This is a genomic window from Flavobacterium tagetis, from assembly GCF_016735615.1.
Lineage (GTDB): Bacteria > Bacteroidota > Bacteroidia > Flavobacteriales > Flavobacteriaceae > Flavobacterium > Flavobacterium tagetis.
Window position 1 is genome coordinate 1,491,595 of the sequence record NZ_JAERSF010000002.1, and the last position, 19,628, is coordinate 1,511,222.

At 32.3% G+C, this 19,628-nt stretch carries 16 protein-coding genes; 13 read left to right on the forward strand and 3 right to left on the reverse strand.

Annotation, left to right across the window (positions count from 1 at the left end; genetic code table 11):
* Positions 1 to 17: 17 nt before the first annotated feature.
* Positions 18 to 3,245 carry a cytochrome c biogenesis protein CcsA gene (locus tag JI750_RS13940; RefSeq protein WP_202002939.1) on the reverse strand — a complete coding sequence of 1,076 codons (3,228 nt, stop codon included), beginning with the start codon at positions 3,243 to 3,245 and terminating at the stop codon, positions 18 to 20.
* Positions 3,246 to 3,532: 287 nt separating this feature from the next.
* Here JI750_RS13940 and JI750_RS13945 point away from each other — a divergent pair, with 287 nt between their 5' ends.
* From JI750_RS13945 to JI750_RS14005, 13 genes are all read left to right on the forward strand, one after another.
* Positions 3,533 to 4,294: a Rossmann-like and DUF2520 domain-containing protein gene (locus JI750_RS13945; protein WP_202002942.1), complete on the forward strand. Its 762-nt coding sequence runs from the start codon at positions 3,533 to 3,535 to the stop codon at positions 4,292 to 4,294.
* Complete coding sequence (locus JI750_RS13950; RefSeq protein WP_202002944.1) at positions 4,278 to 4,805, forward strand: KdsC family phosphatase; 528 nt, start codon at positions 4,278 to 4,280, stop codon at positions 4,803 to 4,805. The genes JI750_RS13945 and JI750_RS13950 overlap by 17 nt, the downstream gene beginning before the upstream one ends.
* A gap of 84 nt (positions 4,806 to 4,889) precedes the next feature.
* Entirely contained in the window at positions 4,890 to 5,816 is a 927-nt protein-coding gene (locus JI750_RS13955; RefSeq protein ID WP_202002946.1) for a geranylgeranylglycerol-phosphate geranylgeranyltransferase, read from the forward strand.
* On the forward strand, positions 5,809 to 6,393 hold the full coding sequence (locus JI750_RS13960; protein ID WP_202002948.1) for a Maf-like protein: 585 nt from the start codon (positions 5,809 to 5,811) through the stop codon (positions 6,391 to 6,393). Before JI750_RS13955 ends, JI750_RS13960 begins: the two co-directional genes overlap by 8 nt.
* A 10-nt stretch (positions 6,394 to 6,403) precedes the next feature.
* Positions 6,404 to 6,934: a mechanosensitive ion channel domain-containing protein gene (locus JI750_RS13965; protein ID WP_202002950.1), complete on the forward strand. Its 531-nt coding sequence runs from the start codon at positions 6,404 to 6,406 to the stop codon at positions 6,932 to 6,934.
* A gap of 102 nt (positions 6,935 to 7,036) precedes the next feature.
* The gene (locus JI750_RS13970; RefSeq protein WP_202002953.1) at positions 7,037 to 8,137 is read left to right on the forward strand and encodes an AI-2E family transporter; all 1,101 of its coding nucleotides are present in this window, start codon (positions 7,037 to 7,039) and stop codon (positions 8,135 to 8,137) included.
* Between the two features lie 79 nt (positions 8,138 to 8,216).
* Entirely contained in the window at positions 8,217 to 10,049 is a 1,833-nt protein-coding gene (locus tag JI750_RS13975) for a BamA/TamA family outer membrane protein (RefSeq protein WP_202002958.1), read from the forward strand.
* 186 nt (positions 10,050 to 10,235) lie between these two features.
* Positions 10,236 to 10,757, forward strand: coding sequence for a hypothetical protein (locus tag JI750_RS13980; protein ID WP_202002961.1), 522 nt, complete (start codon positions 10,236 to 10,238; stop codon positions 10,755 to 10,757).
* 207 nt (positions 10,758 to 10,964) lie between these two features.
* Positions 10,965 to 12,590 carry an LVIVD repeat-containing protein gene (locus tag JI750_RS13985; protein WP_202002964.1) on the forward strand — a complete coding sequence of 542 codons (1,626 nt, stop codon included), beginning with the start codon at positions 10,965 to 10,967 and terminating at the stop codon, positions 12,588 to 12,590.
* A 170-nt stretch (positions 12,591 to 12,760) separates the two neighbouring features.
* Entirely contained in the window at positions 12,761 to 15,292 is a 2,532-nt protein-coding gene (locus JI750_RS13990; protein WP_202002967.1) for a PIG-L family deacetylase, read from the forward strand.
* Positions 15,293 to 15,406: 114 nt separating this feature from the next.
* Complete coding sequence (locus JI750_RS13995; RefSeq protein WP_202002970.1) at positions 15,407 to 17,131, forward strand: sodium:solute symporter family protein; 1,725 nt, start codon at positions 15,407 to 15,409, stop codon at positions 17,129 to 17,131.
* A gap of 240 nt (positions 17,132 to 17,371) precedes the next feature.
* Positions 17,372 to 17,974, forward strand: a complete 603-nt coding sequence (locus JI750_RS14000) for a hypothetical protein (protein WP_202002973.1) — start codon at positions 17,372 to 17,374, stop codon at positions 17,972 to 17,974.
* Positions 17,975 to 17,996: 22 nt separating this feature from the next.
* Positions 17,997 to 18,626, forward strand: coding sequence for an MCP four helix bundle domain-containing protein (locus JI750_RS14005; RefSeq protein WP_202002976.1), 630 nt, complete (start codon positions 17,997 to 17,999; stop codon positions 18,624 to 18,626).
* Positions 18,627 to 18,635: 9 nt separating this feature from the next.
* On the opposite strand, the gene JI750_RS14010 is transcribed toward JI750_RS14005, so the two are convergent.
* Both JI750_RS14010 and JI750_RS14015 read right to left on the reverse strand, forming a co-directional pair.
* The gene (locus JI750_RS14010) at positions 18,636 to 19,049 is read right to left on the reverse strand and encodes a nuclear transport factor 2 family protein (protein WP_202002979.1); all 414 of its coding nucleotides are present in this window, start codon (positions 19,047 to 19,049) and stop codon (positions 18,636 to 18,638) included.
* 5 nt (positions 19,050 to 19,054) lie between these two features.
* Positions 19,055 to 19,576, reverse strand: coding sequence for a TetR/AcrR family transcriptional regulator (locus JI750_RS14015; protein WP_202002983.1), 522 nt, complete (start codon positions 19,574 to 19,576; stop codon positions 19,055 to 19,057).
* Positions 19,577 to 19,628: the final 52 nt, after the last annotated feature.

Sequence of the window (19,628 nt, forward strand, 5' to 3'; positions counted from 1 at the left end):
TAATTATTGCAAATTATTTATTTTTTCACTTTTTTGGTTTTATAGTACTTACGGTATTTTGGATACGTTACAGCTCCAATAATACTAATTGTAATTAAGCAATAGTAAATCCAGTTTAATGAATGTGCTTCACCACTTGCGTAAGAGTGTAAACCTACTAAGTGGAAATTTACACCATAATATGTAAACAAGATAGAAACGAAAGCATACATACTCATTAAGTTAAAGAACCATTTTCCTCTTAAAGCAGGAACAAAACGAGCATGAATTACAAAGGCATAAACCATAATCGAGATTAAAGCCCAAGTTTCTTTTGGATCCCATCCCCAGTAGCGTCCCCAGCTTTCATTTGCCCATTGTCCTCCTAAGAAGTTTCCAATTGTAAGCATGATAAGACCAATTGTCAAAGCCATTTCATTGATATAACTTACTTCTTTAATATGTAAATCCATTTTGGCTTTGTTTTTATCATTTGTAAAGAAAATCAAAATTAAAGCAACAAAACCTAGAATCATTCCTAATGCAGTCGGACCGTAACTAGCTACAATAACTGCAACGTGAATCATTAACCAATAAGAGTTAAGAACTGGCTGCAGATTTGCAATTTCTGGATCGATCCAGTTCATGTATGCCGCCATTAAAATCATTGCTGTAACAAATGCTGATGAAGCTACTGTTAATTTCGATTTTCTATCAAAAGCCAATCCGAAGAACATTGTTGACCAAGCTACATAGACAATAGATTCGTAAGCATTACTCCACGGTGCGTGACCCGAAATATACCAACGTGCAATTAATCCTAATGTATGAATTACAAATAATAATCCGACAATAACATGAAAACCATTTACAGTCATTCTAAGCCATTTTTTCTCAAAGAAAATATTAAGAATAGTAAACATTAGCATAAGAATAGATGCTGTAATATACCAATAAGGTAACACTTTAAAAACATCATACTTGTTATAAGCAATCTCAGCATCAATTTTATCTTCGCTAGGTCTTACTTTTGCACCAAATTTCTTCTGGAAACCATTTATGCTTTCTACTAAATTATCGGCTGTATCAAAATTTTTCTCAATAGAACCATTATTTAAAGCACTAAAATATAACGGTAGAATTTGCTTTACATAAGTAGAATCCATTCCTTTAAAACCAGCACTTTCACGCTCTAAGTAAGAAACCCATTTATGGTTTGGATCATTTGGAATTGGGAAGATTCTTAAAATGCTTCCACTTAATGCCGATTCCATTAAGTTTACTTTTTTATCGGTTTCAACAAAATCTTTCTCAAAATTATTTGGATTTGCAGCTTTATAAGCTTCATCTAAATAAGGAGATAATTTATAATTTCCTTGCTCATCAAAGAATTTTACAAACGGTGCGTACTGATCTTTTGAATCAATTCCGATAATTTTACGAATACTATCATTTCCTGATTTAATATAAATTAATGGAATTTGAATCCAAACTTGGGCGTATTGTGTCATAGACAAGAATACTTGATCAGAATTCATTCCGTTGTACGTGTCTTTATGACTTACTTTTCTAAGCAATTCAGATGAAAACGTATTAATTGGCTTCATTCTACCTCCAGCATCTTGAATAATCAAACGACCGAATTTTGCAGCGTGTGCTTCTGGCGCTTTATAAATATTCAATAAAGAATCTAGCTGTTTCTGGCTAGGTGGCGCAGTAACGTGATTCGCGTGATCATTTGGATCTGCATTGTGATTATGTTCGTGTTCATGAACATGTCCGGGAGTATGAACATGTGGCGCTTCTTGAGCAAATCCATTCAAACCAATCAATAAAACTAAAATGGTAATTAGTTTTTCTTTTTTCTTCTGAATAGCATCAAGTTTTCGTTTTAAATCACCAAAACGAGAATGTTTAGTAAACATAATAGCCATTAAACCAATATACAATAGAAAATAACCGAAATAAGTAATGTTAGTTCCCCAGAAATCGTGATTTACAGATAAAACAGTTCCTTTTTCGTCTGGATCAAATGAAGATTGGAAGAAACGGAATCCTTTATAATCTAAAACGTGGTTCATAAAAATATCAGCATCAAAAGTTTCTGTAGAATCCTGAACAGTTACTTTACTTTTGTATGAAGAATAACTTTTTTCTGTACCAGGGTATTTTTCTGCAATAAAGTCGTTCAAACGAATTTTAAACGGTAAAACATAAGCTTTGCTTCCAAAAAATAAAGAATATTCTATATTGCCAATTTTAACTGTTTTAGCTTCTCCAACTTGTCCTTTATTACCAAAAAGCATTACTTCTTTTTCTTGCCCTTCTGCTTTTACTTTTACAATCAGAGCGTCTTTATGAGATTTTGCTTTAAAATCATTATTAGATTCGTAATCCACTTTACCTTTCAATGGAGGTTCTGGAAATACAATTCTAATATCTCCAATGCTGTATAACGAACGCATCATTAAAGGCTGTACATTATCTTTTGTAACCTTTCCTTTAAACTGATCTGCCATTCGCATAAATTCACCTTCAAAAGGAGTCTGAATCGTATATTCTTTTCCAGTTGTATTGATGTTAATTGCACCGTCTGTCTGCTTATTTAAAGCAAATAAAACATTGTGGATGTTTTGAACTTCACCTTCTTTCAGATAATGTTCTTCACGTCCGCCAGATCCGGCTTCAACCAATTTAAGATATAAAGTTCCGTTTGGATCTGGTTTAACAACTTCTTTCGCTCCCATGATATAGTTAGCATAGGTAACTTCAAAAGGAGTTTCGTCAAATTTTCCTGAAATGCTGAAATCATTATTGGTAGCAGGAGAAAGCAAAAGGCTTTTTTCAAAAACTCTTCTTTTCATTTCGCCTTTATATTCACCATCAGCAAAAATGGTTAAAAACGTTTTATCTGAGTATACTTGATTTTCTGCTGCGCCTTCGCGAATTGGCATCATTCCTTCATAACTAATATATCTAGTAATAAAAGCTCCTAAAAGGATAAAAACAAAAGCAAGGTGTAATAATAAAGTTGCCCATTTTTCTTTTTTATGCAATTGGTATTTTTTGATATTTCCGAAGAAATTAATCATAAAGATGGCCATAATCGCTTCAAACCACCAAGTATTGTAAATTAAAATTCTGGCTGTATCGGTATTGTATTTACTTTCGATAAAAGTTCCAACACCCATTGCAATTGCGAATGTTAAAAAAAGAACGGCCATTAAACGTGTAGAAAACAAAAAAGAGAATATTTTTTTATCCATTTCTTAGGAATTACATTGTATAAAAGTGCGACAAAAGTACTTAAAAATGTTGACTAGCAGGCTTTGCCTTTTGTTAATAAAAACCAAAAAAAAGGACTATTTTTTAAATGAATTGATAATATGGAAAGTTTAAACTTACAAAATACAGGTGTGTTTTTTGAATAATTGTTTTTAGCTAAAAAGTGTTAGAATTCTAACAAAAAACAGAAGACAATAAAAACTTCAAAAATGCATTATCAATAACCAATAGACTCCTGCATTAAAAAAATAATACTAATTTTGCTTTCATGATTCAGATAACAATAATCGGTTCCGGCAACGTGGCGCAGCATTTGATAAAGGCTTTTTCTGCCAGCAAAATTGTTGAAATTAAACAGGTTTTTTCGAGAAAGAAAGAAAACTTACTACATTTAATTGATTCTGAAAAGATTGTAACTGATTTTGCTGCATTAGAACCTGCTGACTTACATATTATTTCAGTTTCAGATAATGCCATTACAGAAGTTTCAGAACAGCTTCCGTTTAACAATCAACTGGTGGTTCATACTTCTGGGACATCTTCAATTGAATTATTAAATCCGAAAAACCGACGCGGTGTTTTTTATCCACTTCAAACATTCTCTAAGAATAAAGCATTAGATTATTCAGTTGTTCCTTTTTGCTTAGAAGCAGAAAACACAGCCGATTTTAAACTTTTAGAAACAGTTGCAAAAAGCGTTTCGACTGCAGTTTATTCTATCAGTTCAGAACAGCGAAAAGCACTTCATGTAGCCGCTGTTTTTGCGAGCAATTTTACGAATCATTTATACCAAATAGGTCAAGAAGTTTGCGAGGAAAACCAAGTTCCTTTTGCTGTTTTAAGGCCTTTAATTCAGGAAACAGCAGACAAAATAAATACGCTCGATCCTATTGATGCGCAAACAGGGCCTGCTATTCGCCATGATTCAAATACAATTAATGCGCATCTGGCTTTTTTACAAGACGAAAACAAAAAAAATATCTATAAAATCCTAACACAATCTATACAGCATAATGGCAAAAAGTTATAAAGAATTAATGAATGACATCACAACCTTTGTTTTTGATGTAGACGGCGTACTTACAGACAGTTCTGTTTTTGTAACCAATGAAGGCGAAATGTTAAGAACAATGAATATTCGTGATGGTTATGCAATGAAAGCTGCTATTGAAAGCGGTTACCATGTATGCATTATTTCTGGCGGAAGTAATGAAGGCGTACGCATTCGTCTTCAAAATCTAGGTGTTAATGATATTCATTTAGGAACTCCTGATAAGGTGAAAACTTTTAAAGCTTATACCGAAACTCACAACATTAAACCTGAAAATGTGTTGTATATGGGTGACGACATTCCAGATTTTCATGTAATGAAATTAGTTGGACTTCCTACCTGTCCACAAGATGCAAGTCCAGAAATTAAAAATATCTGCCGATACATTTCACACGTAAAAGGCGGACGCGGAGCTGCAAGAGACGTTATCGAACAAGTAATGAAAGTGCAAGGAAAATGGATGGAGTACTTTAACGGAAAGCACGATTAATTTAATTATGAATTGTTAATTATAAATTATTAATTAAAAAAACTTAGTACCTTAGAATCTTAGCCTCTCAGAACCTTAAAAAAAATGAAATTCCTCAAACTCATTCGTTATAAAAACCTTTCAATGCTTGCTTTTATGCAGTTGCTTTTTCGTTATGCCTTTTTAAAACAGCAGGAAGTTCCGCTGGCATTATCTGACTGGCAATACGGATTACTCGTTTTAAGCACTGTTTTATTGGCTGCTGCTGGTTACGTTATCAATAACATTTATGACGTAGGAACCGATAGCATCAACAAACCAAATGATGTTGTTGTCGGAAAAGGAATTACAGAAACTGCCGCTTATAACATTTATATTGGTCTGAATATTTCTGGTGTAGCGATTGGTTTCATTCTGTCAAATATTATCATGAGACCAACTTTTGCATCGCTTTTTATTTTAATCGCATCGCTATTATATTTTTATGCAACAACTCTAAAACAAATCATGATTTTAGGCAATTTTGTTGTAGCCTTGCTTTTGGCTGTAAGCGTTTTGATTATAGGAGTTTTTGACCTTTTTCCAGCTACAACGAGCGAAAATCAGGCACAAATGGCTAGTCTTTTTTCTATTTTAACAGATTACGCCCTTTTTGCTTTTATGATTAATTTTATTCGTGAAATTGTAAAAGACATTGAAGATGTAAATGGCGATTACAATATGGGAATGAACACGCTTCCTATTGCAATTGGAGTAAGCCGAGCAGCAAAAATAGCTTTAGGTTTTGCGGTCATAGCATTCGTTTTATCGGGACTTTACTGCAATACGTATTTCATGCAGAATAAGCTTTACATTGCTGTATTTTATGCTTTTGCAACTGTTTTAGCACCTTTGCTTTATTTTATTGTAAAAATATTTAGTGCAAAGTCTCAGAAAGAATTTAATCATTTAAGCAGTATTTTAAAACTTATTTTATTCTTCGGAATCCTATCAATCTTAGTTATTGCTTTAAATATCAAATACAATGCTTAAAGAAAAATTAAAAAAATACAAAATCATTTTAGCTTCGGGTTCTCCGCGCAGACAACAATTTTTCAAGGATTTAGATCTTGATTTTGAAATTCGTTTAAAAGACATTGAAGAAATTTACCCGCCAGAATTAAAAGCAACCGAAATCACCGATTATCTTGCTGAATTAAAAGCTAATGCTTTTGAAGGCGAATTGAAAGAAAATGAAATTTTAGTTACAAGCGACACTATTGTTTGGCATCAAAATAAAGCTCTAGGAAAACCAAAAAATGCCGAAGAAGCTTTTGCTATGATAAAATCGATGTCTAATGCAACGCATGATGTAATTACTTCGGTTTGTTTTAAAACTGCAGACTCCTCTACTCTTCTGCATGATATTACCAAAGTAACTTTTAATGATTTATCAGACGAAGCTATTCTATATTATATCGAAAATTACAAACCTTACGATAAAGCCGGTGCATATGGCATTCAGGAATGGTTTGGTTTTATGGCAGTTGCAAAAGTAGAAGGCTCTTACACTAATGTTATGGGACTTCCGACAGCAAAAGTTTACGAATTTTTGACTACATTAGTGTAAAAATTTATTTATGTTTTCTTTTAAAGAGTATAGCCGAGAAATAATAGCAACAATCATTCTTATTGGCGTTTTGATTGTATTACGTATAGTAATTGCTAAATTAATAAAGCAATTTGCGGCTACAAGCCAATTATTTGAACATCGTACCAATCTGGTTATTAAGTATATTAATATTTTAATGAATATACTTCTTGTAACCATTTTGATCATAATCTGGGGAGTTCAAACAGAAGATATTTTTATTACCATTTCTTCTATTGCAACTGTAATTGGGGTTGCTATGTTTGCTCAATGGTCTATTTTAAGCAATATTACTTCTGGAATGGTTTTATTCTTTTCTTTCCCTTTTAGAATTGGAGATACGATTAAAATTCATGATAAAGATTTTCCAATTGAAGCTGAAATTGAAGACATTAATACCTTTCATGTAAGCTTAAAGACAAAAGAAGGAGAAAAAATAGTTTTTCCAAACAATCTATTACTTCAAAAAGGAATTTCAATTATACCTGCAAAGTACGAGGAGCGTGAGTTTTTTGATTAAAATATGATGGGAATTTTATAACGGGCAGTCAAAAAGCTGGAACGAAAAAAGACAAATAAAGTGTAATATTTGTTTTATAAATTCAGCTAAATAAAATAAAAAATGACTCGGCCTATAACATTACCATTTTATGCAAAACTTTCTTTTATTCTTGTCACTTTAATCTGTTTTGCATTCATTTTTTGCATCGGAAAAGATATCCTTACGCCTATCTTAATGGCATTTTTGTTTGCCGTTTTACTGCTTCCGATTTTTACTTTTTTAAACACAAAATTTAAGTTTCCAAGGCATCTTGCGGCAATTATCTGTCTCATTATCTTTATTTCTGTAATTGTCGGAATTTTGGTTTTTATCTCATACCAAGTGACATACATTGCAAATGATTTTGAGACAATAAAGAAAAACGCAAATTCTTTTATTCTTGAAATTCATAAATTTATTAGAGAAAATTTCCAAGTAAGCATTGGCGATCAAAAGAAATATCTAGATTCGGTTACCAAAGATTCGGTTAAAACTGGTCAAGCAAAACTAGGTTCGTTTATTATTTCTATAAGTGATGTTCTTCTAGATAGTACGATTATGATAGTTTACACCTTTTTGTTTCTTATTTACAAAGAACATTTCAAACTGTTTTTTGCCAAATTAATCAAACAAGAAAATCATGCAGTTTTGCAGGATATTTTATCACAGATAAAAGTTTCCATAAACAATTATATCGTAAGCTTAATTATCGAAATGATAGTTGTTTCTGTATTAACCAGTTTAGGTTTGTGGATTATTGGCATAAAGTATTTCATTCTGCTTGGATTAATTACAGGAATTTTAAATTTGATTCCATACATTGGAATTACAATTGCTGGAATTATTACGATTTTGGCATCATTAACAGGATCTGGAGAAATTTCAGTAATTACCGGAATCCTTATTGTAAATATAATTGTTCAGTTTATTGATAATAATTTACTTGTGCCATTAATCATTAATTCTAAGGTAGAAATAAACGCCTTCGTTTCAATCATGGGAATTATTGTTGGAGGCGCCGCTGCTGGAATTGCAGGAATGTTTTTAGCCATTCCTCTCTTGGCTATTCTTAAAATTATTTTTGACCGAATTGATTCGCTCTCCGCTTGTGGTTATCTCATGGGAAATCATGTTCCAAGGAAATTTGTCTGGAGAAAAAGAAAAATTACAACAGAAAATTAAAAATAACGTTATGCTAGCATAGCATTTATTAATTCCTTATATTCATAAAGCTTAAAAACTATTAGAAGAAAACTACCGAATGTCTTTATACAAAAAAATACTATTTTTTATTTTGCTGTGCTTCTGTTTACAAAGCGGATATGCTCAGGCAGATCAAAGTAAAAAAGAGCCAAAACAGCAAAAAGACACTACGGAAATCTATACTAAAATTAGAAATTATTCTAAAAAAAATAAATTTACGCAGACGATGCATAAATTGTTTTTTAGATCTAAAAAACCAAAGAAAAAAGAAGAACTGCTTGTACCTATAGATTCTACGAATTACGAAGGAAAAATTATTCGAAAAATCAATATTATCACTTTAGATCCTTTTGGACATTCTGTTGCTGATACAACACAAATGCCTAAAAACTGGGGAGAAAGAATGGGTAATCGACTTCACTTGAAAACTAAAAAATTTGCTATTTATAATTTATTGCTTTTTAAGAAAAACACTCCTTACAATACCTATAAAGTTCTCGAAACCGAGCGTTTGATTCGTGCTCAACGCTATGTTACTGCGGTTCGAATTTCCAATCAAAGTGTTGGACAAGCTTCAGATTCTGTAGATGTTACGATTCGTGTTTTAGATTCATGGAGTACTATTCCAAGATTTTCGATTTCTAGTAACCAAATGTCAATCGGTTTTAAAGAAAAAGACTTTTTTGGAACTGGACAGCAATTAGAATATCGTTTCACCAATCGTTTTGATGATGGACGAAATGCTAATGAAGCAACATATACAGTTCCAAATATTAAAAATACTTACATCGGTACGGTATTTCATTACAATATGGATTTGGACAATAATTATATTAAAAGTATAGATATTGAGCGAGACTTCTACTCTCCTTTGACTAAGTGGGCGGGCGGATTTTATATTGATGAAAGTTTTAGAAAAGACACTCTACAAGCGCCTGATCTGACATTTGCCTATCAACCAAAAAAATATACGTCTCAAGATCTTTGGGCCGGATATGCTTTTAAAATGTTTGAAGATCAAAATAAAGCGATAACAAACTTAATCACGACAGCACGTTTTCTAAATGTAAATTACAGCGAAACGCCTTCAGAAATTTATGACCCCGACCATTTTTATTCTTCCGAAAAACTAATCCTCAGCGGAATTGGATTGAATACTCGTAGATTTATAAAAGACAGCTATATTTTTAGGAATGGACAGACAGAAGACGTTCCTATAGGACGAATTTACGGAGTAACTTTTGGCTATCAGTATAAAAACACTTTTTGGAGGCCTTATGTTGGGGCACAGTTTTCTTTTGGAAATTATTATCGTTTAGGTTTTCTGAGTATGAATTTTGAAGCAGGAACTTTTTTTCATCAATCTAAAACCTATCAAACCTCATTTTTGTTTGAATCAAATTATTTCACAAAATTATACAGTATCGGAAATTGGAAAATTAGACAATTCGTAAATCCGAAATTAGTAATTGGAATAAACCGCGATGATATAATTGGAGATCAGTTGAATATAAATGAAGAAAACGGAATACCAGGATTTAACAGTTATCTGTACGGAACCAGCAAAGCTGTCTTGTCATTGCAGACACAAACATATTCTCCTCATTCCTTATTAGGATTCCGTATAAACCCATTTTTCAATTATTCTATTGCGGTATTAGGAAGTCCAGAAGTGGCAATGACTAAGAGTAAACCCTATTCTAAACTTACTGTAGGGCTTTTAATCAGTAATGACTATTTGGTTTTCAGTTCATTTCAGCTATCACTTTCTTATTATCCTAGTATTCCGCAACAAGGAGATAATGTTTTCAAAACAAATACTTTTGAAACCACCGATTACGGACTCCAAAGTTTTGAACTTGCTAAGCCTAGAGTAGTCAATTACAAGTAATTTTTTTTGTTTTTTTTATAAATCAACAAAAACATCAAAACATCTAGATATCAATAAATTAATCCTATTTACATTCTTAATTTATTCGACGAAATGCATTTTTACTCGACAAAATACATCTCTTTATTTTTTTTGGCACAGTATATGAATATCCCTTCAAGATTAACATTTAAAAAAACAAAAAAGATGAAAACGATAAAATTAGCAATCGCCGGATTATTTCTACTGGTTGCAAACGCCACACAAGCCCAAGTATCGATAAACGTGAATATTGGAAACCCACCTGCTTGGGGACCAGTAGGATATACAGAAATGGAATATTATTATCTTCCAGATATTGAAGCTTACTACGATGTTCGTGCCGCTCAATTTATCTATTTCGGAGGAGGAAGATGGGTAAGAACAACGTACTTGCCTAGACAATATAGAAACTATGATTTGTATGGAGGATATAAAGTAGTTTTGACAGATTATCACGGTAGAACTCCTTATACTTACTTTGATCGTCATAAAGTAAAATACTATAGAGGATATCACGGAGCTCCACAAAGACCTTACAAGCCAAGACCTGTATATGGATACAATGACAGAAGAGATTACAAACGTTACGACAAACACGATAAACACTACGACAAACACCATGACAAACACGATCGTCATGATCACGATGATGATCACGACCACGGACACGGACATGGAAGAAGATAATTGCTAAATTATTAGTAATCAGCTCAAGAGAGTATCAAAAAAATGATACTCTCTTTTTTTTTGATTATTTAACTTTGAAGTTTTGTTAAAAATTTGTAATTTGTATATAAATCATTGTAAAACAGACGGTTTTAACAAAATTAACCTTTGTTTAATGTGATTATGATATATATTTGCGCCGAATTTTAAAATCCAAAAAAGAAATTTATGAAAAAGAATGTTTATTTGCTTTCATTTTTAGCAATGTCACTGTTAATAGGTTGTGACGATAACAATGACAACAAAAACGATGGACAATCGTCAAATAACATTACCATTACCTCAGATCAATCTACTTTAAACCAAAGACTTGACCTAACTAATTCTGGGGTAATTTCGATCGAAAATGGTTCTCTCACAGGAAAAGCTGCAGAGACTGCCAACACTTCTTTTCCTTTAGTTCAAATTGCTGAAGTAAAACCGCCAGTTGATGCTAACGGGAGAACACTTCAAGCGAGCCATGTTACTGTAAACGGAAATTACGCTTATGTTTCTTATATCATGAGAGGCGATGCTTATTCTGGAGCTATTGATGTAATTGATGTTTCAGATCCATATAAGCCAAAATTGGTTACTTCTGCCCTTATTCCAAATACTGATATTACATCTCTGACTTTGTCTGGATCAAATTTAATTATTGGAGCCGCAAAAGATGTCGATAAAGACACACAACTTGCAGGGAATCCAGCAATTGTGTTTAACATGGCGTTAAGTTCTGGATTACTTACAGATAAATTTACTAACAATTATTTAGATAGTAGAGTTACAACAGATGTTGCTGCTAATGCTTCTAATTATTTTGCAGTAACGGGAGATAACGGAAGTTTATTCAAAATAAACAGTTCTACAAAAGTAATTGCAGGAAAAGTGGCTATGGCCGATTTGCGTTCTATTGCTTTAACAAGTGATAAAGTTGTAACTTTAAGTGGAACTAAAGGTGTTAACATTTATAATCAGTCAACTCTTGCTTTGCAAAAAAGTTTTACAACTTCTACTGATGTGAGTGGTGCAAAAAGAACAATGGATATTGATGGAACAAAACTTTTTGTTTCTGAAGGCCCGAACGGTCTTGGCATATATGATATCAACAGCGGATCTAAATTGCAGAGCATTGCAATTGCAACAGCTGGAGAAGATAATGTAACAAATGCCGTTTCTTTTAATGATGGTTACGCTTTTGTAGCAAACGGAGCTCTTGGCTTAAATGTTTATCAATCTGCAACACAGCTAAACTTATTAGGTTCTGTAGGAATTGCTGGTTCATCAAACTATGTAAAATCTAGCGGTAATTATATTTATGTTGCAAGTGGTACAGGTGGTTTGAAAATTATTAAAATGGAAAAACCAAATACAACTTTTGCAAACTGTACATCTTACATCATATACAATCAAGGTAAAGATCTGATTTTAAATTCTAACGACATAAAATCATACCAGGGAGCAACTGCTATTAATTCGGCAATTATTAATTCTGGTGCTGTTTTAACACATTGCGGTTCAATTGCAATTCTTAACAATTTGACTTTAAATAGTGGTGGTACTTTCAACATGACAGGAAGTTTGTCTCAAGGAAAATACCAGCAATCTAATCCAACAGAGTTGACTATCAATAGTAATGCTCTTCTGCAAATTGAAGGTTCTGTTGTAATCTGGGGAGATTTAAGATTAAATAGTGGTGCTAAAATCAATTTCATTGGAAATAATTCTTCTATAACTATTTACGGAAAAGTTACCAAAGGTAGTAATGTGACTATTACAGGAAGTTACAAAGATACTGAGAACAAACTGAAATAAAATTTCAAAATACTTATATAAAAGCTGTTAGATTAGTTTCTAACAGCTTTTTTTGTTGCACCAAACCAAAGAAAGGTATAATTATTGAGCGTTAACAATTCATTTAAATAATCTTACATAAAATAATTACTATTTTTGGAATGATTTCCAAAAAACACCTAACATTTACCATGCGAAAAATACAGATTCAGATCTTTCTTTTATTTTTTATCGGTTTTCAGGTTTCATTTGCACAGCAGCCACAAAAACCAAATTCTGTTGAAATTTACAATCAAATCAAAAAGCTAAACTTTTTAGGTTCTGTATTGTATGTTGCGGCACATCCTGATGATGAAAATACTAGAATGATTTCGTATTTGGCTAATGATATGAATGCCAGAACCGGTTATTTATCATTGACGCGAGGTGACGGGGGGCAAAACTTAATTGGACCACAATTACGTGAATTACTAGGAGTTATAAGAACGCAAGAATTGATCGAAGCTAGAAAAATTGATGGCGGAGAACAGTTTTTCTCAAGAGCAAATGATTTTGGTTTTTCTAAGAATCCAGACGAAACTTTAGATATTTGGGACAAAGACAAAGTTCTTGCCGATGTAGTTTGGACAATCAGAAAATTCCAACCAGACATAATCATCAATCGTTTTGACCACCGTTCTCCAGGTACGACTCACGGACATCATACGTCTTCTGCGATGCTGAGCGTTGAAAGTTTCAAATTAACAAACGATCCAAAAATTTATCCTGAACAATTAAAATATGTTTCACCCTGGCAGGTAAAACGCCAATTCTTTAATCCGTCTTGGTGGTTTTACGGAAGCCAAGAAAAATTTGATGCTGCCAATAAATCTAAATTTACAAAGCTAGAAACTGGTGTTTACTACACAGGAATCGGAAAATCAAACCAAGAAATCGCTGCTTTAAGCCGAAGCCGTCATCAATCGCAAGGTTTTGGAAGCACAGGTGTTCGCGGTGAAGAAACGGAATATTTGGAACTTATAAATGGCGAAACTCCAAAAGAACGTGATAATTTATTTGACGGAATTGACACAAGCTGGAACCGTGTTAAAAACGGAAAACCTGTCGGAGACTTAATTTCTTCAATCATTTCAAAATATGATTTTAGCCATCCATCTGCAAGTATTCCAGATTTAGTTAAAGCTTATTCTATGATTCAAGCTTTAGACGATACACATTGGAAAGAGATTAAATCAACAGCAATAAAAAATATCATCGCATCTTGTTCTGGTTTGTATCTTGAAGCTGTTGCAAATGAACAAGAAGCAACTCCAGGAAGCACAATCAAACTTAGTCTTGAAGCCATCAACAGATGTTCTGTTGGAATGGAATTAATGAGTGTAACTACGCTACCAAACAATCAGACAACGGCTCAAAATATTGTTTTAAAAAACAACAACGATCAAAAAATCAATTTGCAATTACAGCTTCCAAACAATATTGAATACACACAGCCATATTGGTTAAAAGAAAAAGCAACAGTTGGAATGTACACGGTTTCAAATCAAGAAAACATTGGTATTCCTGACATCATAAGAGAGACAAAAGTTATTTTTAACGTAAAGATCAATGATGTAGAAATTCCGTTTGAGCGTATTGTTGTATACAAATACAATGACGGTGTAAAAGGCGAAATGTATAATTTTCTTGATATTGTGCCAGAAGTAACTACTTCTATTTTGGAGAGAGTTTTAATTTTTGGAAATACAAAAAGTAAAATGGTTCCAGTGAAAGTTCGCGCTGGAAAAGACAATGTAAAAGGAAATCTACAATTAGAATTACCTAAAAGCTGGAATGTTTCTCCAAAAGAAATTCCGTTTACTTTGGACAAAAAAGGGAACGAACAAATCTTTTATTTTGAAGTAACACCTCCTGTAAATCCCGAAGAAGTTATTATAAAAAGCGTAGCAATTGTTGACAACAAACGTTTTGACAAAGACCAAACAATTATCGATTTTCCTCATATTACCAAACAAATGGTCTTAAAACCAGCCGAATCAAAATGTATTAGAATAGATTTAAAAATTTCTGGTGATACTATTGCTTACATCATGGGTGCTGGAGACGAAGTTCCAGAGAGTTTGACTCAAATGGGGTATAAAGTTTCAGTTTTAAAACCTGAAGAAATTACACCAGAAAAATTAGATTCTTTCAGTACTGTAATTACTGGAATTCGTGCATATAATACTGTAAATGCTTTGGCAAACAAACAAAACATTCTTTTCAATTTTGTCAAAAGTGGTAAAAACATGATTGTCCAATACAACACAAACGGAAAATTGGTAACTGATAAAATTGCTCCTTATCCTTTAAAATTATCAAATGATCGCGTAACGGAAGAAAATGCTAAAATTACTTTCTTGGCTCCAAATCATCCTGTTTTAAATACACCAAATAAAATCTCTGAAAAAGATTTTCAAGGTTGGACACAAGAACAAGGTTTATATTATCCAAACGAATATGATCCTGCCTTCACTCCTATTATTTCGTCTCATGACAAAGGAGAATCTGCAAAAGATGGCGCTTTACTAGTTGCACCGTATGGTAAAGGATATTACATTTACACCGGTTTGAGTTTCTTTAGAGAATTACCAGAAGGTGTTTCTGGAGCGTATCGATTATTATCGAATATTATTTCTCTAAAACAGCCAATTGAAGCTCCAAAACAAGATTTAAAGCAATAAAATATGGAAGCTAAAAAAACAAAAAAATGGAAAAAAAGCTATACCTACGTTTTGGTCGCTAATGCAATTTATATTGCTATCTTTTTCTTAATCATGCAATTATACTCATAACCTATGCAGCTATTTGACTGGATCGTACTTATTGTTACACTATTGTTTATTGTTGGATACGGCTCTTGGAAAACCCGAGGCAGTAAAAACGTAGAAGATTTCATTTTAGGAAACAATGAAACACCTTGGTATACTGTAGGGCTTTCTGTAATGGCAACGCAAGCCAGCGCCATTACATTTTTATCTACACCTGGACAAGCATATCATGACGGAATGGGTTTTGTGCAATTTTATTTTGGTCTGCCAATTGCCATGATTGTCATTTGTTTGACTTTTATTCCGTTATATCATAAAAGTAAAGTTTTTACAGCTTACGAATTTCTAGAAAGAAGGTTTGACGTTAAAACCCGTTCGCTTGCTGCAATTTTGTTTTTGGTTCAAAGAGGTTTAGGAACTGGTTTGACTATTTATGCGCCAGCCATTATTTTGTCTGCACTTCTAGGATGGAATTTAACTGTAATGAACATCATCATTGGAGTTATGGTAATTATATATACTTTTTCTGGTGGTACAAAAGCAGTTAACGTTACACAAAAACAGCAGATGTTTGTCATTATGTCTGGAATGTTTATTACGTTTTTCCTAATTCTGCACTATCTTCCAAACGATATGACTTTCAACAGCGCATTGCACATTGCTGGTGCTAATGATAAAATGAATATTGTTGATTTTTCTTTTAATCCTGAAGAAAAATATACTTTTTGGAGTGGTATTACAGGAGGTTTCTTTTTGGCTCTAGCCTATTTTGGCACAGACCAATCTCAAGTTGGGCGTTATTTATCTGGAAAATCAGTTCGCGAAAGCCAGATGGGATTAATCATGAACGGATTATTGAAAGTACCAATGCAGTTCTTTATTCTTTTGACTGGAGTTATGGTTTTTGTATTTTTTCAATTCAATCCAGTGCCGTTAAATTTTAATCCGAATAATAAAATTGCTATTGAAAAATCAGCTTTTAAACAAGAATATCATGTTTTAGAAGAAAAGCTGGTGAAACTTTCGGAAGACAAAAAAGTGATTAACTTATTATATATAGATCAGCTGAATCAAGATTACGACAATCCTATTTTACGTAAAGAATTGGTTGCATTATCAAATAAAGAAAAAGATCTTCGCGATAAAGCCAAAGAAATTATTTCGAGAGCCGACAGTAATTCAGAAACAAATGACAAAGATTATGTATTCTTTCATTTCATTTTGCATTATTTGCCAAAAGGTCTAATCGGATTGCTATTGGCCGTTATTCTTTCGGCTGCGATGTCTTCTACAGCTTCTGGGTTAACCGCTTTGGCTTCTACAACAGCAATTGATATTTACAAACGAAATCAGAAAGAAGAAAAATCAGAAAAACATTATTTGCATGTTACTAAGTTTTTTACTCTTTTCTGGGGAATTGTAGCGATACTTTTTGCTTGTGTCGGAACTTTATTTGAAAATTTAATTCAGCTTGTAAATATTATTGGCTCAATTTTTTACGGAACTGTTCTAGGAATATTCCTTGTGGCTTTTTATACTAAAAAAGTTCAAGCAAAACCAATGTTTATAAGCGCTATCATAAGTCAGCTTACTATTTTTGTGATCTATTATTTTATGATTTATAGCCAGGAAAAATTGGGTTATTTATGGCTTAATTTCATTGGAGCTATTTTGACAATTGTATTAGCGCTTTTACTTCAGTTTTTGTTTTTCAGAGGAAAATCAGATGATAATGAATTAATTCTTGAATAAATTATAAATAAGGATATTTGTTAATTAAAATGGATTCTTCCAAAAAAATGCTGATGCCCTAGCGGCATCCTTTTGTGGTGGCGTTCACCACAAAAGATATAGCGTACAGCAGGAATTAGCTCCAAAAAATTTATAAAAGCAATTTCATTAGAATATAATTCTCCATTTATTGTAAGTAAAAAAGACTATTTTAGTAAGTTGTAAGACTGACCAAAACTAAACCAATCTTAAACTAGATAAATGAAGATTTCAGACGACTTAGAAAAGCTATTGCCTTTTGGATATCTATTTCTGATTTTAATGGGAATCCTAAAGGATAGTATATTTTATTACCAATTCGGGATTAATATATTGAGGTATTCTACAATAATGGATATATTAATTAGTCCAATTGCTGAATTCACTTCAAATCCGATTATTTTAGCAGCAATCACAATACTTTTTTTAGTTCATTTTTATCTTCCTTCCTTCTTGGCGAAGAATAAAGATTTGGCATTTGTAAAAAGATCTTTCGAATTAAAATCAACTGACGAATTATCTCCAGAAGAAACTAAAAGCTACTATAATGGTATTGCCATAAAATCTCTTGTAGTTTTTCTATTGTCCTTTTTTTTAGGTTACGGATTAGCTGGCGGATACTTTACTACGAAAAAGCTAAAAGAAAACAGATTAGATTACAGCTATCAGCTGGATTTTAATGAAGGCGAATCTAAAAATGTTTTTATCATTGGAAATAATAGCTTGTATTATTTCTACCTTGTTAAGGGAGACAAAAAAATAAAAATTACTCCTTTAGCATCCATAAAAAACATTGCGCTCAACGAGAACAAAATGATTGACTAAATTTTAGTTTCCTAAAAACGTTATGAAAGATCAAAAAAGATACAGCAACAAAACCAAAGCTGCTTTTATATTACTAATCGTAATGCTTATCATTCTGCTTGGTAACTTTAATACGCTGCGAAATTCCAAAAATGTGAACGATAATATCAATGCGATTTACAAAGACCGATTGGTTGTTGCGCATTATATTTTTCAATATTCAAAAGAACTTCATTTTATAAAGGCTGAAGCTGAAAAGTTGAATTTGAGCGACGTTATCAAAAAAGATGAAATTATTCAAACTCTTGATATTATTCATAACATTGACGATTTATACGCTAAAACAGTTTTAACAGACAAAGAAAAACAGTATTTTGATGCATTTTTACTTTCCTGCAAAGAAATAAACAAGCAAGTCGAAAACAAAAATTGGGGTAAAATTGCCTTTTCTAGCGCTGAAGCTTTAAAAACGCTTGAATCTCTTTCAGAAATTCAGATTGAAGAAGGAAAAGCGAAACTTGCAGTTGCAAATGCGATGTATAGCAGAAATAATGTACTAGGCCAGCTCCAGATTGCACTTCTTATTATTTTAGGAGGAATTACTTTCTATCTTTTGATTGTAAAGAAAATTAAGCAAAAAATTAAGATTCCAGAACCGCCTAGCATGAATTAGTTTAAGGGTTTATTTAAATTTCCTAGTTTCTTCTGAGATAAGAAGATCGTTTATGCTGGCAAATCTTTTCTGCATTAATCCATTTGCATCAAATTCCCAGTTTTCATTCCCATAGGCTCTAAACCAGTTTCCTTCAACATCCTGATATTCATACTCAAATCGTACAGCAATTCTATTATCGGCATGAGCCCAATATTCCTTTTTTAATTTGTAATTTTTCTCTTTTTTCCATTTTTCAGTTAAAAAAAGAATGATTTCATCACGCCCGTTTACAAACTTATCTCTGTTTCTCCATTCGCTGTCTATTGTGTAAGCTTTTGAAACCCTTTCTGGATCCTGACTGTTCCAAGCGTCTTCTGCTAATTGAATTTTTTCTATTGCTGTTTCATATGAGAAAGGTGGCAATGGTAATTTCTGTTCCATAATAATTAGATTAAAGTTTGAATAATTTTCTTAGTTTGCTCAATAAGCTGATTTGATTTAAAAAGTTGACTTTCTATAATGCAACTCTCAAAAAGCAGATATACGTGGTCTGACAAAAGATTATCATTTAAAATTTCATTAAAATAAACACGTAGATCAGCTTTATGGTTCTGAATTACGTCTAAAATTTTAATATTATCTGATTGAATTTCCGATAGAATATTTAGAAAACTGCAACCTCTATAATTTTCCTTTTTATTCATATAAATTAAGAAATCAAAAGAAGCTAAAATTTTTAGTTTCGTATCCTCTTCTTTTGAAGCAAACTTTTGTAATTCTTCAAACCAAAAGAAATGACGCTGATTCAAAAAGGCGACACACAAATCTTCCTTAGATTTAAAATGCTGATAAAAACTTGCCTTTGCCACTTTTGCCTCTTCAATAATTTGATTGATGCCCGTGGTATTATAGCCTTGCTTGTGAAATAAAATAAATGTTTTTTCGAGTATTCTTTCTTTTGGCAACATAGCATCTTAATTTATATCTTCAAAGGTAAAACATTTTTCATACAAACAGACA